The sequence below is a fragment of the Nocardiopsis xinjiangensis YIM 90004 genome (assembly GCF_000341145.1).
Classification (GTDB): Bacteria; Actinomycetota; Actinomycetes; order Streptosporangiales; family Streptosporangiaceae; genus Nocardiopsis; species Nocardiopsis xinjiangensis.
Genome location: NZ_ANBE01000003.1, coordinates 329,462 through 342,054 on the forward strand (window position 1 = coordinate 329,462; position 12,593 = coordinate 342,054).

Sequence of the window (12,593 nt, forward strand, 5' to 3'; positions counted from 1 at the left end):
GTGCCCCGTCACCCCGGATCCGCACCGTGCGCCCCCCGGAGCGCCGGACCGCCTGCCGTACGGGAGGCCCCGGACCGATACGATCGTGCCCGCAACCTTCCCCTTCGTCGCGGGCCGCCCGGTGCCGGAGGCCCGGAGGGGCTTCGCCGACAACTCGGAAACGGTACACAGATGGACGCTGAAGCCACCCAGGTCATGAGCAGGACGGGCGAATTCACCACCACGATGGGCTGGGAACGCACCGTCCGGAGCAGGGTGGCGGCGGCCCTGGACCGATTCTCCGGCCCCCTCGCCGACCTGGTCGAACGCGACGCCAACGACGGAGACACCCGCTTGCTGGTCGCGGACTTCTTCAGCATGGGCCTCAACTTCAGCAAGTACCAGGACCTCACCACCGAGTACCGCACCAGCGGCGACTCCATCGACTACGCGGTGGTGCTGGACGGCGCCCTGTTCGCCCCGATCGAGGTACGCGGTGTGGGCGCCGAACTGGACCTGCGCAACATCCAGATGTCCCGGCGCCTGGCCACGGAGCAGGGCGCCGAGTGGGTGGTGCTCACCAACGGCCGTGTGTGGCGCCTCTACCACCTGCGTCCCGCCTCCGACGGCGGTACGCCCCGGCCGGTCGTGGTCGTCGACGTGGACCTGCTCGACGAGGACGCCCACGAACACAACGTCGACGGGCTCTTCCACCTGACGCGGGAAGCGGTCGAGCACGGCCGTCTGGACGCCCTGCGCCAGTGGCGCGAGGGGTTGGAGGCCGGGGCGGTGGCCGACGCGCTGGCCGGGGACCGGGTGCTGGGCGCGCTCCGGGACGAACTGCGTGAACGCAGCGGGCATCCGGGCCACCCCGGGGAGAGCGACGAGCTGCGCCGGGTCCTGGCCGAGGAGGTCCTCGCGCGCGGTCTGCTGCCCGACCGGGACTGATCCGGACTCAGCCGAGGGCGCCGATGCGCGCGTAGACCTGCTGGTAGGTCTCCACGACGCTCGGCCAGGTGCGGAACCGGCGCACCTCCTCCAGCGCCTCGGCGACCCGGCTCTCCCGGTGGGTGTCGTCCTTGCGGAGCCGGATCATCGCACCGGCGAGGGCTTCCGCGTCCGCCGGCGGCACCAGGCTCCCGGCCCTGCCGTCGGCGAGGAGTTCGCGCAGCGCCGGCAGGTCGCTGGCCACCACCGGGACCCCGTAGGCCATGGCCTCCACCGGTTTGAGCGGGGTCACCAGCCGGGCGACCCCGGTGTCCAGGCGCGGGACGACCATCACGTCGAGGGACGCCTGGGCGCGCAGTGCGTCGGTGTGTTCGACACGGCCGGGGAAGGCGCACGTGTGCGCGATGCCCAGGCGCTCTGCGAGGGCGAGCAGGTCCTCGCGGTCCTCACCGTCGCCCACCAGCAGGACCCGCACCTCGCGGTCGCGGTCGCGCATGAGGGCTGCGGCTTCCAGAAGCGTGCCGAACCCCTCGTAGCGGTGGAGGCTGGAGACCGACCCGATGACGAACTCCTCCTGGCCGATGCCGTGTGCGGCACGGAAGGCGGCGCCGTCGGGGCGTTCGTCCAGCAGGCTCTCGTCGACGGCGTTGGGGGCCAGGAAGACCCGTTCGGGGTCCACGCCGCGTTCCAGGATCCGGTCGCGCATGGTCTCGGCGAGGGTGACCACGGCGTCGGCCTCTCGGGCCAGGTCGGTCTCGCGCTGCAGGGTGAGGCGGAACCATTCGCTGCCGCGCCGGTCGTGGGATCCGGGGCCGGCCATCCAGCTCTCCTCCAGGAGGCCGCGCAGTTCGTAGACGACGGGGATGCCGAGGGCGCGGCCGACGTTGAGGGCGATGGTGGCGTTCTTGTTGCCGCTGGCCGCATGCAGGACCGCCGGGCGCAGTTCCCGTGCGAGCTCGGTGACGGCGCGGACGGAGGCGTCGATGCGTTCGAACATGCCGGGATAGCGGCGGCCCGGTTCGACGCGGTGGTAGGGCACCCCTTCGATCTCGACGTAGCGGTCGGTGTCCTGGTCCTTGGGGGTGGGGTAACCGGCGAAGGTGACGGCGCGGGCGTCGAGGCCGGCGGCTCGCTGTGCGGCGAGGATGCGTTGGGTGCGCACGGTGTAACCGGCCTGGGTGCACGGGAGGGAGTTGGTGACCACGTGCAGGACCCGGCCGGGAACAGGGGTCTGAGCGGCGAGCGGGGGTTCGGGCAGGGGTGGCAGCGGGCCGATGCTCCGGCGATGGCTGAGGTAATCGTGGCGCCGGCGGGCCGCTGCCTCGTCGTGGGGCGCGTGGGGGGCGAGTTCGTCGACTGCTTCCTGGATGCGCCCGTCGGAGAAGAGGCCCTCGGCCTGGGTACGGGCACGTCCGGCGGCCTGGGTACGGGCGCGTTCGGAGGCCCTGTCGGGGCGCTCCTGTCCGCGGGTGAATGCGGTGTGCAGGCGGGCGGTGCGACGATCGGCCCGGCGGGCCAGGAGCGCGGCGGCTCCGGCGGCCCCCACGGCGGCCAGGGTCCCGAGGAGGAGCAGAGCGGTCGGCCAGGTGATGGCCCCTGCGGCGGCGGACCCGAGTACGACTGCGGTGCAGGCCGCCCCCGCGACCGCCCCCGCGACCGCCGCTGGCCGACGCTTACCCACCGGTGAGAACCCCATGTCGCCCCCTCGTGCTGAACAGCGATGATTCCCGGTGTCCCGTTCACCGGAGGGCCCCGGGAAGCACCGACCACGTTAACCAGAGGGAGGATCACCCTGCGTGACCGTTGGCCTGTGTGTCACACAAAAGGGGACGCGTCAGCGGCTCGGCTCAACCGGACTCGCCCGAGTGTTCCCGTGCCCGGTTCAGTTCGCCCAGGAGCCGCGAGAGGTCGGTGAACAGGGCGGCGCGCGCCGGTTCCTCGTCACCCGGGTCCCTCATCATGCGGCGACGGCACTCGCTCACGCTCGCCAGAGCCTCGTCCAGACGGTGGGCCAACTGCTTCGAGACCGTGTCCCGGCCGGGCTCCTGCTCATCGTGGATCCCCTGGAGGATGCTCGCGGTCTCCTCCAGCAGATCCGCGTACGCATGTTGGAACTCGCCCCCCAGCGCGATGTGGTCGTAGTGCCCTCCGTACAGGTTCTGGAGGCCCTTCGTGATCGACTCGACATCCCGTGAGGCACGTTCGAGCGCCAGGATCCATGTGCGGTACCCGCTGAGGCGCTTGGGTGTCTGCTGGCGAGGCAGGAGGCGCCGCGGGTTCAACCGCACGCGGTTCTCCTGCCGTTCCACTGCGTCCCAGGCGCTGCCTGCGATACTGTCCAGGCTCTCGGACCGGCGCGTCCAGTAATCGATTCTGCTCTCGCTCACTTCCCCGCGCAGTTCCTCCGCGAGCCCCGAGGCGAGGTCGCGCATGGTGTCGGTGAAGTCCAGGACCGCGTTCTCCGCGTCCCTGAAGCGGATGGCCGGCGCCATGACGAAGTTGGTGAGCAAGGCCGACAACGCGCCCAGGCCGACCATGAGCAGGAGCTGTCCCAGGGCCGTGGCGCTTTCGGCCGATCCGTTCGCCAGGGCGAAGGCCGCCACCACCGGGACCTGTTTCCCCTGGCCACCGAAGAACCTGAATTGCCCCAGGACCAGAGCCGCCGACACGGCCAATGCGAACGACCAGATCTCGAGCCCGACGGTGAGCCCGCCCGCGCCGGCGAAGAGCGCGCCGGCCACCACGGCGGCCACGTAGCGCCACGACTGGTGCACAGCACCGTACACACTCGGCTGAATGACCAAGAGGGCGGAGAAGGGGGGCGAACCCGACGAAGGTGCCCTGCGGGTCGAGCGGCATCCCGACGGCCAGTGCGAGCGTCGCCGCCACCGCGGACTTGAGGAGGAGGACGGCGTTCTCCCGCTCGTATCCCCGCCGCTCCCACAGGCGTTGGTAGGCCTCTTTCATGCGGTCCCACACCGCTGTCACTCCGCCCATTTCACACGCGCCCACCCCGAAATACGCACCTTTTACCTGCGTCCTCCGTCGACTCCCCGCTGTTCCGGCCCGTGTGCACGCCCACCGTGCAGGTCAGGAGAGCTCGATCCCCTCCGCCGCGGCCAGTTCCGGTGCCGCTTCCTCCCAGCGGAGCGGGGACGGGAGCGGCTGTTTGCCCCTGACCTGCGCGAGCTCCCACCCGAAGCGGAACAGGACCGCGAAGTCACGGGGGAAGACTTCGGGGTCGGTGCCGAGGAACGTGCCGAATTTGCGCGCCCGCTCCAGCACCTCGGCCCACCGGTCGGCTCCGGCCAGCCCGACCGACTCGACCCCGTGGGAGAACAGCGCCATCCGGATCTCGTCGAACGGATCCCTCGCGTCGAGGTACTTCTCCAAGGCACGCAGGGACGGTTCCTTGTTGAACACCGTCCAGAAGGGCACCGACCCGGTCCGCAGCGCCTCGTAGGTCTCGACGAGCATGAAGGACTCCACCAACAGGCGCTCGGTCGGAAGTCCGCGGTCCCGGTACCAGTCCCGGTGGATGTCGGCGACGGGCGCGCTCAGTGTCTCGGGTTCGTCGTAGCGCAGGCGGACCAGGTTCCATCCCTGGCGGTCGGCGAGGTCTTGCAGATCCTCCAGGAGACGTGGTTCGAACCCCCACTCGGCCTCGGGGCTCTCGTCGTCCGGTTCGGGAGCGACGAACTTCGTGTAATCGGAGCCGTAGGCACGCAGGAACTCGCGTACACGGTCACTGCCGTGCTGGAGCTCGTCCGTGGTCGCTCCCCCGAACCCGCCGTGCTGGAAGGTGTACCGCTCCCCCACACGTGTGGTGGGCCAGGTCATCGCGCAATCGGACACGACCAGGGTGCCTCCGGGCCGCAGCACGCCGCGCAGGTGGCGTTCGTAGGCGGCCGGGAGGCGGAGCCACTTGGTGCGGAAATAACACATGCCCGCGACCATCAGGCGGTCCTGGTTGGGGTCGTGCATGTGGTGCAGCGCCCAGTCCGGGTTCGCGCGCAGCAGTTCCTCCCCCGTGGAGCGCATCCGGCGGAGGTCCTCCGAAGCGTCCTCCGGCGGTACCCCGTGCCTGCGGACCGGAAGGAGCAGGGTCTGCGGCAGCCACGGGGCCCTCAGCGCGGCGGCCAGGTGGGTCAGCGCCCCATTGGACGATCCGATGAAGGCGACATCGCTCTGCTGCCTCGGATAATGCCCCGCCACCCACTCCGCGAGCCGGTCGGAGCGGATGTCGCTCACCTGGTGGCGCTGTACGGCCTCGGCCCACCCGGAGGCCGCGTACACACGCTCCTTCACCGGCCGGGGAAGACCATTGGCGACCTTGGCGGCTCCGGCCAGCGCGGAGGCCGCGGCCCCGGGGCCCTCCCCCGGACGCGGCACACGGGCCCCGGACAGGTACGAGGAGAGCTCCTTCAGCATGGATGTGGCCGAGTCGAAACCGGCCACGACACGTTCGGGTCTCACCGTTCCTCCCCGGCGACGAATTCCTCCACCAGTCCGGCGAGTTCCCCGGGGGCCGCCGCCGTCAAAGCGTGCGGCTTGCCCGGTATCGCGGCCAGTCGCCCGCGCGGCAGCATGCGGGTGACCTCTTCCGCCCAGAAGCGGCGGCTCAACTTGTCGTTCGTTCCCCACACCACCAGAGCGGGTTGCCCGACCTCGGGCAGGACGCCCTCGATCCGGTGGTTGCGGCTCTCCACCCAGCTCAGCAACACGCGCCGCGCTCCGGCGGCGCGATAATCACGGAAGCTCTGCGGGATCACACCCAACCCTTCGTAGAAGTTGTTGTGCACGAGACGAGCGGCCAGGGCCGGCAACGAGCGGGCGGCCGGATCCGTGGTCGGACCCGCCAGAACGACCGAACCCACGGCGTCCGGCTCCCGGGCGGCCGCCTCCGCGACCACCTGTGTGCCCAGGGACACCCCCAGGAGGCAGGGCCGGTCCAGTCCTCGGGTGCGGAACCACTGCACGAGAGCGTCGGCCAGTTCGGGGACGTGCAGGAACCGTCCCGGCTCCCCGCTCTCCCCGTAACCGGGCATGTCCACCGCCCAGGTCTCGACCCTCCCATCGAGTGCTTCCAACAACGGCAGGGTCTGCCGAGAGGAGACCCCGGCCCCGTGCACACACACCACGGGCGGGTTCCGTCCCCGCACGAACCAGCTCGCCATCTGCGTACCCAGTACCTCATCGGTCTCGCGTTCGGGGCCCACCCACATCACCGCGCCGTGTTCGACTCCTGTTCCGGTGGGGACTGCCCCTACCCCCGCCCTGATCACGGCAAAACCTCGGCTCCACACGTGTCGCACCCGTCCCGAGCGGTCAGGGAGCTCCGAGAGATCTTTTCCGCGTGAAGGGGAAATAATGGGCACTCTGCGCAAGGATCCGATCCGACGGCGTGTTCCGCGCGGAACAGGAAGAGGCGTCGTCGGCGCCATGTCCATGAGCGGGGCCCGGCAGCTCCTCGTCGGGCTCGGGCTGATCGACCGCACCCCGCCCGAAGCCGTCCTGGCCGAGGGAGCACCGTCGTTGCTGCGCAGCGTGCCGGAGAACCGCCGGACAGCCGTGGTCGAACTGGCGCACTGGGGGTACGGCGGGGCTGCCGGGGCGGTCTACTCGCTCCTGCCCGTCCGGCTGCGGCACTACCGGACCACCGGGCCGGTCTACGGGGTACTCGTCTGGGCGGTCTTCGAGTTCGGGGTGGCGCCCGCCCTGGGCCTGGCCCACGCGCACCGGTCCCGTCCCGCCGAACGTGTCGCACTCTTCTGCGACCACCTGCTCTACGGGGTGGTCCTCGGTGTCCCGCCGGAACGCCCGGTGCCCGCGCACGAGGAGGAAGAGGAGGACGGGCCCGCCACCGAACGGCCGGTCTGAAGCCCGACGGTGGCGGCCTTTCCGCCCTACTCCTGTGCCTGCTGCAGTTTCGCGTAGGCGAGCTGGAGCCAGTCGGAGACCGCCACCGCGCTCAGCACCGCGCCCGCGGACCTGGTGAACCGGGGCGCGAGGACCAGACCGAACGCGTAACCCGTCGCGACCCACTGCGCGAGACAGAACGGGCAGGCGACGAGCTCACCCACGGCCCTGCGGCCTCCCTCACCCCGCGGCTCCTCCGCCAGTTCGGCCGGGGCCGAGACACCGCGGAACCGGGTGAACATGGCTCTCAGCGGGCTGGTCACGGGATCCTTGGCCACCATGCGCGAGGCCTTGTGCGTGGCCAAGGACATCAGGACCAGGTCCCACGGCCCCACGGCGGCCCTCAATCCGGCGTCGCGGCGGCGGCGCACCACGAGGAGCCCCGCGCCCACCAGTCCGAGGTAGGCAGCGGCCGTGAGGGCGTACCCGCCGAGTGGTTGGTCGCCGGCCCCCTGGTACTCCTCGGCCTCCTGCCGAATCGTCTCCTCGACCTGTGTCATGTCATCCCTTCTCGCTCTCGGCGTGCGGGCTTCGGCCGTCACGGTGCCGGGCCCAGATGTGCAGTGCCTCGGTGTGGTCGGCGTCGCGGAGGTTGACCGCGGCCTCGATCAGAGCCAGGTGGGTGAAAGCCTGAGGGAAGTTGCCGAGCATCACGCCCCCGTCGGACATCTCCTCGGCGAACAGCCCGAGGTCGCCGCACGCCCCGCACAGCCGCCGGAACCGGTCCTCGGCCTCCTCGACCCGACCGGCCAGCACCAGGGCCGAGACCAGGTCGAACGAACACATCAGGAACGCACCCTCCGGGGTCCGCAGCCCGTCGTCTGTGTCCTCGGGGTCGTACCGGTGAACCAGGGCCCCCGCACCTCCGAGCTCCTCCACCACCCGGTCCACGGTGCGCACGATCCTCGGGTCGTTCCCCTCCAAGAACCCCAGGAGCGGCAACCGGAGCAGGGAACCGTCGACACGCGGCGCGCCGTAGGACTGGGTGAAGGTGCCCGGGCCCGGGTCGTAGCCGCGTTCGAGGACCTCGGCGTGGATCGTGTCGCGCTCCCGGCACCAGTCCTCGAAGGGCACCTCCTCTTGCCTTCCGAGGCGCTGGGCCAATTGGACGGCCCGATCGAGGCAGACCCACGCGTAGACCTTGGAGATGGTCCAGTGGCGCTCACCCGAGCGCACCTCCCAGATCCCGGCGTCGGGCTCCCTCCACACTCCGCGGAGAGCTTCGACCACCTCGTCGGCAAGCTTCACCTTCTTCTCCGGAAGGTCGCCCACGACCTGCTGGTAGCTCAGCACGGCGTCCAGCACATGGCCGTAGACGTCCAACTGGTGCTGGACGTGGGCGTCGTTGCCCAGCCTCACCGGCCGCGAGTCGGCGTACCCGCGGACGTCGCCGACCTCGGCCTCCTCGTGCGGTTCCCTCCCGTCGAGGCCGTGGACCGGTTTCAGGCGGTCGAGGGGGCCCTCGGTCGTGCTCAGCAGGTACCGCAGGTAGGAGCCCGCCTCGTGGGTGTGCCCGAGCCTGAGGAAGGACAGCACGACCAGGGGCGCGTCGCGGTGCCAGACGTAGCGGTAGTCCCAGTTCCTCGGCCCGCCGGGCCACTCCGGGAGCGAGGCCGTGGGCGCGGCGATCATCCCTCCGCTCTCCTCGTGGAGGAGCCCGCGCAGCACCACGGCGGAGTGCCGCACGTGCTGGGCGCCGTTGCCGTCGTAGGAGGTCCGCGCGGCCCAGGCCTGCCAGGCATCGCGGGAGCCTTCGAGCAGGGCACGGGCTTCCTCGACGCCGTACCGCCGGTCCCCCCGGTCATGGTCGAGCACCAGCGCCGTGGACTCGCCGGCCGCCAGGTCGACGCGGTAGGAGGGGTCGCCCTCTTCGCCGAGGACGGGTGCGCTCCCCCCGGAGAGCAGCATGCCTTCCCGTAGACGCAGCGCGCCGTCCCCCGTGTCCGTCCACGCCGCCCGTGCACGGCCGGCGTCCGGTCGGGCCCGGAGCGTGGAACGGACCCGCGCACGCCCTTCGAGGCACGTCAGGAAACGGACGAGCACGCCGACCGGGCGCAGCCCTTCACCGTCGGGCCGGACCGCCAGCAGGTCGTGCGACCGCAATCGGCAATCGGGGCCCTCCCACAGGGTCTCCACCACGAGAGTGTCCTCGGTGTACGCCAGGCGTGTGGGGGCGGCGCCCTCCACGTACAGGTCCCAGGAGCCACCGCGGTCGCGGTCGAGCAGGCTCCACAGGAGCGGCGGGGAGTCGAAACCGGGCGCGCAGAGCCAGTCGATCGTGCCGTGCGGATCGACCAGGGCGGCGGCGCCGCAGTCCGACAGGAAAGCGTGTTCTCCGATCCCGGGCTCACCGGTCCACTCCATGCCTCCCCCAGGCGGTGTTCGGTGTGCAGGCCCCCGACTCTTCGGCTGCCCGACGACACGCCGACCGAAACCGCGCTCGGAGACCACCTCCGAACAGGCGAAAGAGGCTTATGCGGCGGTCCGGTCGGGTAGCGCCGACAGCAGGAGGAGAGGGGGCGACGACATGGCCGGGAGCAGAGCGGAAGAGACCGGTGTCGCCGTGGTGTGCGGCGCCAGCGGGGGTGTGGGCCGGGCGACCGCTCGTGAACTCGCCCGCCGCGGTTACTCGCTCGGGCTCTTCGCCAGGGGAACCGAAGGCCTGGGGGCCGCTGCCGAGGAGGCCCGGGCCACAGGGGCGCGGGTGTTCGCGGCCGAGGTCGACGTGGCCGACAGCGAGGCCGTCCGGGAGGCAGCCGAGCGGGCCGAGGCAGAGCTCGGGCCGGTGAGCCTGTGGGTCAACGCGGCGTTCGCGACCTTGATGTCCCGGTTCGTCGACGCGGCCCCGGAGGAGTTCCGCCGGGTCACCGACGTCTGTTACCACGGCACCGTCAACGGGACCCGTACCGCTCTGGCTCTCATGGAGCCGCGCGACCGGGGCACGATCGTGCAGGTGGGGTCCGCCCTCGCCTACCGGGGGATCCCCCTCCAGTCCGCCTACTGCGGGGCCAAGCACGCCGTCCGGGGGTTCACCGACTCCGTACGCACCGAACTGGTCGACGCCGGGTCACACGTGCGGATCACCGAGGTCCACCTGCCCGGCCTCAACACCCCGCAGTTCTCCTGGGTCCGCACCCGGACCGATCGCCCCACCCGTCCCATGGCCCCCGTCTACCAACCCGAGGTGGCCGCACGCGCGATCGCCTGGGCCTCCGAGCACCCCCGTCGACGCACCTACTGGGTGGCGCCGTCGACGGTCAAGACCGCGCTCGGCCAGCGGTTCGCGCCACGTGTGCTCGACCTGATCCTGGGCAGCACCGGGATCGACGGACAGTTGCGTGAGGGCGAACCGGAGAAGGAGGGCAACCTGTTCCGCCCCTTCGACACCGACCGCGACCACGGCGCACACGGTGTGTTCGACGACGAGGCCCGCGGGAGCAGTGTCCAGCAGTGGCTGAACGAGAGACGGCTCGCGGTGACGGGCACCGTGGTCGGGATGGCCGCCGTCGGGGCGGTCGCCTGGCGCCGAGCCCGCGGGTGAACACCGCGTCCGAGAAAACGAGGAGGGATCATGGCCGAGCACAGCGCCGAGACCGATCGCGTCTGGCAGGAGTTCCACTCCGTGGTCAACATGTCCGGCGAGGAGCTGCGGGAGTGGCTGCTCACCGACGCCGCCGGCGAGGAGGGGCTGTCGAGCGACCCGGGCCATCCGGTGTCCGACCGCGGCGAGGAGGTCGTGGCGGTCCTGGGCAAACGCAAGACCGACGTGACCGGGTCCGACGTGGAGTTGATGAACGACGTCGCGGAGTTCGTGCGCAACGAGCTCGCCGACCCGCAGCGCGAGGACCAGGGATGGCGCCGACGTCTCATGTCGGTGGGCCACGACCCGCTCGCGCCCTCGTCCCCGGCCCCCGACGAGGAGCTCTGACGGCGCAGGAGGACCATGGCACCGGGGCACGGCGGGGGTGATGCCGTGCCCCGATACCCTCGGCTCGCGCACGCCGGACGTCACATCCTCGCCGCCGAGGGCCGCCGGCCCCGGAAACCGAAAGTCGGCCCTGGACGATAACGTGTCCGGACAACCACGCCGATACGGAATGAGATCGTGTGCGCCGGTTCTTTCGTTCCCTCCTCAAGAGGGAACCTCCCCCGCCTCATCCCCCGGAAGAACACAACGAGCACGCGGAGTTCGAAGGGACCTACCCCAAGAAGTACGACCATGTGGTGCGCATTGTCGTGCGTGTCCCCGCCGCTGAGGCCCCTGATCTGCGCGTTCTCCTGCAAAGCCGGTCCTGGCCCTTCCGAGAGAGCGAAAGGCCACCGGAGAGCACCCGGTCTCGGTACGCGCGATTCACGGCCCACGTACCCATTCTGGGAGCGCCCCTGTGGGCGGAGACCGAAGCCGCTTCACGGTTCTCCCATGCGTGCACCCAGGCGCGCATCGAAGCCCACGTAGTGTCGACCTCTCGCCCACGAAACACCGGCGCCGCGTTCCGGACCTACCACGTGGTACCCGATGTGGCCGCACCTCACGGTGCCTTGCGGCGCCGCTTGCACGAGCTGGTCCTTCAGGCCTGTTCGCAAGGCACGATCAGGGCGCGCTCCTTGGCCCGGGCGAAGGAGGAACTTCCAGGTTTTCTCGAGGAGAACCCCGGCGTCGGGCGCGATGTCGATGTCACGATCCTCGGGCCGGAAGGACCGGTGGCCGAACCCGCGCGCAGCCCGCTTCCCAACGCCCGCGACATGCTCGTGCTCTCGCTCGCGGGGATCGTGGTCTGCGCGGTCGTCGCACTCGTCTTCACGGTGGCCCTCCCCGGCGGGAGCATACAGCTGGCCGGATCGGTCTTTCTTTCCGCCGCGTGTTTCGTCGGTGTGTGCCTACTCCTACGGCAGTTGCGGGAAGGGACGGTGAACACGTGGCTCCCGGTCGTGATCACCGGCTTGTTCCCAGTACTCCTGATCCCCGCAGCGCACCTGAACATCTACGCCTACCTCTCCGAGTTCGGGATCTCACCCGGCGACGCGGAGATCTCCGGATACCATTTGTTCTTGTCGGGCAGAGAATCGGCCCTCATTATCTTCTTGACGGCCGTGTTCGCGTTGAGCATCTTCGGGTTCTTGTTCCACTTCCATTTTGGGGGTTTCGGGGCGAAGGGTGTCGTGATCTGGTCTCTGGCGGTTGGTTCCGTCGTCCTCTACACCTTTTTGCCCGTGCGGTTCATCCTCGATTCGAGCACGTCCACCGGGGCCGAGCACGTGGCCCACTACCAAGACGGCGGGGCCCCTGTAAGCCAGTTCGGCATCGTCCCGACACCGGTGTGCGTCGAGCAGCACTCGGAGATCGACGACCGCTTCGGCCCGGCGCCGCCCACCGACCGTCCCGTCCTCCATTTCGGTTTCGCGAACGACACCGACTTCCTCTGGGACCCGGATGAGGAGCTGACCAAGGTTCCTTCCTTCTCGGTTCCCCTCACGCCCGTGACAGGGCTCGACAGCATCTGCCCGGAGCCCTCGAACGACAAGGGGGCCGGGTAGGATGGATCCCCTCGGAGCCGGCCGTGCAGCACCGAACCCGGAACACCTGTGCGGCGGAGCACAAAGAGTCGCTCTCGGTATCCCCGCCGCATCAGTGCGGGTCGGCCAGAGGTCTCGATCGGGGCGGTGGTGGGTGGAAGCCTGTTGGATCGGCGCCGGGGCGGGGGTTCCCGGATTGGCCTGGGGTGGGTGGGGCCCAGTGGGTTGATGCA

The 12,593-nt window shown here is 70.5% G+C and carries 11 protein-coding genes; 5 read left to right on the forward strand and 6 right to left on the reverse strand.

Features of this window, described 5'->3' with window-relative positions; genetic code table 11:
- The first annotated feature begins 171 nt into the window (after positions 1–171).
- Positions 172–927: a hypothetical protein gene (locus tag D473_RS0102020; protein ID WP_017607427.1), complete on the forward strand. Its 756-nt coding sequence runs from the start codon at positions 172–174 to the stop codon at positions 925–927.
- A 7-nt stretch (positions 928–934) separates the two neighbouring features.
- On the opposite strand, the gene D473_RS0102025 is transcribed toward D473_RS0102020, so the two are convergent.
- From D473_RS0102025 to D473_RS0102040, 4 genes are all read right to left on the reverse strand, one after another.
- Entirely contained in the window at positions 935–2,623 is a 1,689-nt protein-coding gene (locus D473_RS0102025; RefSeq protein WP_017607428.1) for a glycosyltransferase family 4 protein, read from the reverse strand.
- Between the two features lie 151 nt (positions 2,624–2,774).
- A complete protein-coding gene (locus D473_RS25430; protein ID WP_241474686.1) occupies positions 2,775–3,713 on the reverse strand; it encodes an aromatic acid exporter family protein in 939 nt (312 codons plus the stop codon).
- A gap of 304 nt (positions 3,714–4,017) precedes the next feature.
- Entirely contained in the window at positions 4,018–5,403 is a 1,386-nt protein-coding gene (locus D473_RS0102035) for a hypothetical protein (RefSeq protein ID WP_017607430.1), read from the reverse strand.
- Positions 5,400–6,212 carry an alpha/beta fold hydrolase gene (locus D473_RS0102040; protein ID WP_241474687.1) on the reverse strand — a complete coding sequence of 271 codons (813 nt, stop codon included), beginning with the start codon at positions 6,210–6,212 and terminating at the stop codon, positions 5,400–5,402. Before D473_RS0102040 ends, D473_RS0102035 begins: the two co-directional genes overlap by 4 nt.
- 157 nt (positions 6,213–6,369) lie before the next feature.
- Here D473_RS0102040 and D473_RS0102045 point away from each other — a divergent pair, with 157 nt between their 5' ends.
- Positions 6,370–6,807, forward strand: coding sequence for a hypothetical protein (locus tag D473_RS0102045; RefSeq protein WP_017607432.1), 438 nt, complete (start codon positions 6,370–6,372; stop codon positions 6,805–6,807).
- 26 nt (positions 6,808–6,833) lie between these two features.
- Here D473_RS0102045 and D473_RS0102050 read toward each other — a convergent pair whose 3' ends face one another.
- Together D473_RS0102050 and D473_RS0102055 are read right to left on the reverse strand one after the other, a co-directional pair.
- Positions 6,834–7,346, reverse strand: a complete 513-nt coding sequence (locus tag D473_RS0102050; protein ID WP_017607433.1) for a DUF1360 domain-containing protein — start codon at positions 7,344–7,346, stop codon at positions 6,834–6,836.
- 1 nt (position 7,347) lies between these two features.
- Positions 7,348–9,210, reverse strand: a complete 1,863-nt coding sequence (locus D473_RS0102055; protein WP_017607434.1) for a glycoside hydrolase family 15 protein — start codon at positions 9,208–9,210, stop codon at positions 7,348–7,350.
- A gap of 163 nt (positions 9,211–9,373) precedes the next feature.
- Between D473_RS0102055 and D473_RS0102060 the strand changes: the two genes are divergently transcribed.
- The 3 genes from D473_RS0102060 to D473_RS0102070 all read left to right on the forward strand — a co-directional run bounded on the left by D473_RS0102060 (position 9,374) and on the right by D473_RS0102070 (position 12,381).
- Positions 9,374–10,387, forward strand: a complete 1,014-nt coding sequence (locus D473_RS0102060) for an SDR family oxidoreductase (RefSeq protein WP_017607435.1) — start codon at positions 9,374–9,376, stop codon at positions 10,385–10,387.
- Positions 10,388–10,417: 30 nt separating this feature from the next.
- A complete protein-coding gene (locus D473_RS0102065; RefSeq protein WP_017607436.1) occupies positions 10,418–10,774 on the forward strand; it encodes a DUF3140 domain-containing protein in 357 nt (118 codons plus the stop codon).
- Between the two features lie 590 nt (positions 10,775–11,364).
- Positions 11,365–12,381, forward strand: coding sequence for a hypothetical protein (locus tag D473_RS0102070; RefSeq protein WP_152436732.1), 1,017 nt, complete (start codon positions 11,365–11,367; stop codon positions 12,379–12,381).
- Positions 12,382–12,593: the final 212 nt, after the last annotated feature.

What these genes read in the sequence shown, in the direction of transcription:
- D473_RS0102020 (WP_017607427.1), top strand. Translation starts at nt 172, where the DNA reads ATGGACGCTGAAGCCACCCAGGTCATGAGCAGGACGGGCGAATTCACC.
- D473_RS0102025 (WP_017607428.1), bottom strand. Translation starts at nt 2,623, where the DNA reads ATGGGGTTCTCACCGGTGGGTAAGCGTCGGCCAGCGGCGGTCGCGGGG.
- D473_RS0102045 (WP_017607432.1), top strand. Translation starts at nt 6,370, where the DNA reads ATGTCCATGAGCGGGGCCCGGCAGCTCCTCGTCGGGCTCGGGCTGATC.
- D473_RS0102050 (WP_017607433.1), bottom strand. Translation starts at nt 7,346, where the DNA reads ATGACACAGGTCGAGGAGACGATTCGGCAGGAGGCCGAGGAGTACCAG.
- D473_RS0102055 (WP_017607434.1), bottom strand. Translation starts at nt 9,210, where the DNA reads ATGGAGTGGACCGGTGAGCCCGGGATCGGAGAACACGCTTTCCTGTCG.
- D473_RS0102060 (WP_017607435.1), top strand. Translation starts at nt 9,374, where the DNA reads ATGGCCGGGAGCAGAGCGGAAGAGACCGGTGTCGCCGTGGTGTGCGGC.
- D473_RS0102065 (WP_017607436.1), top strand. Translation starts at nt 10,418, where the DNA reads ATGGCCGAGCACAGCGCCGAGACCGATCGCGTCTGGCAGGAGTTCCAC.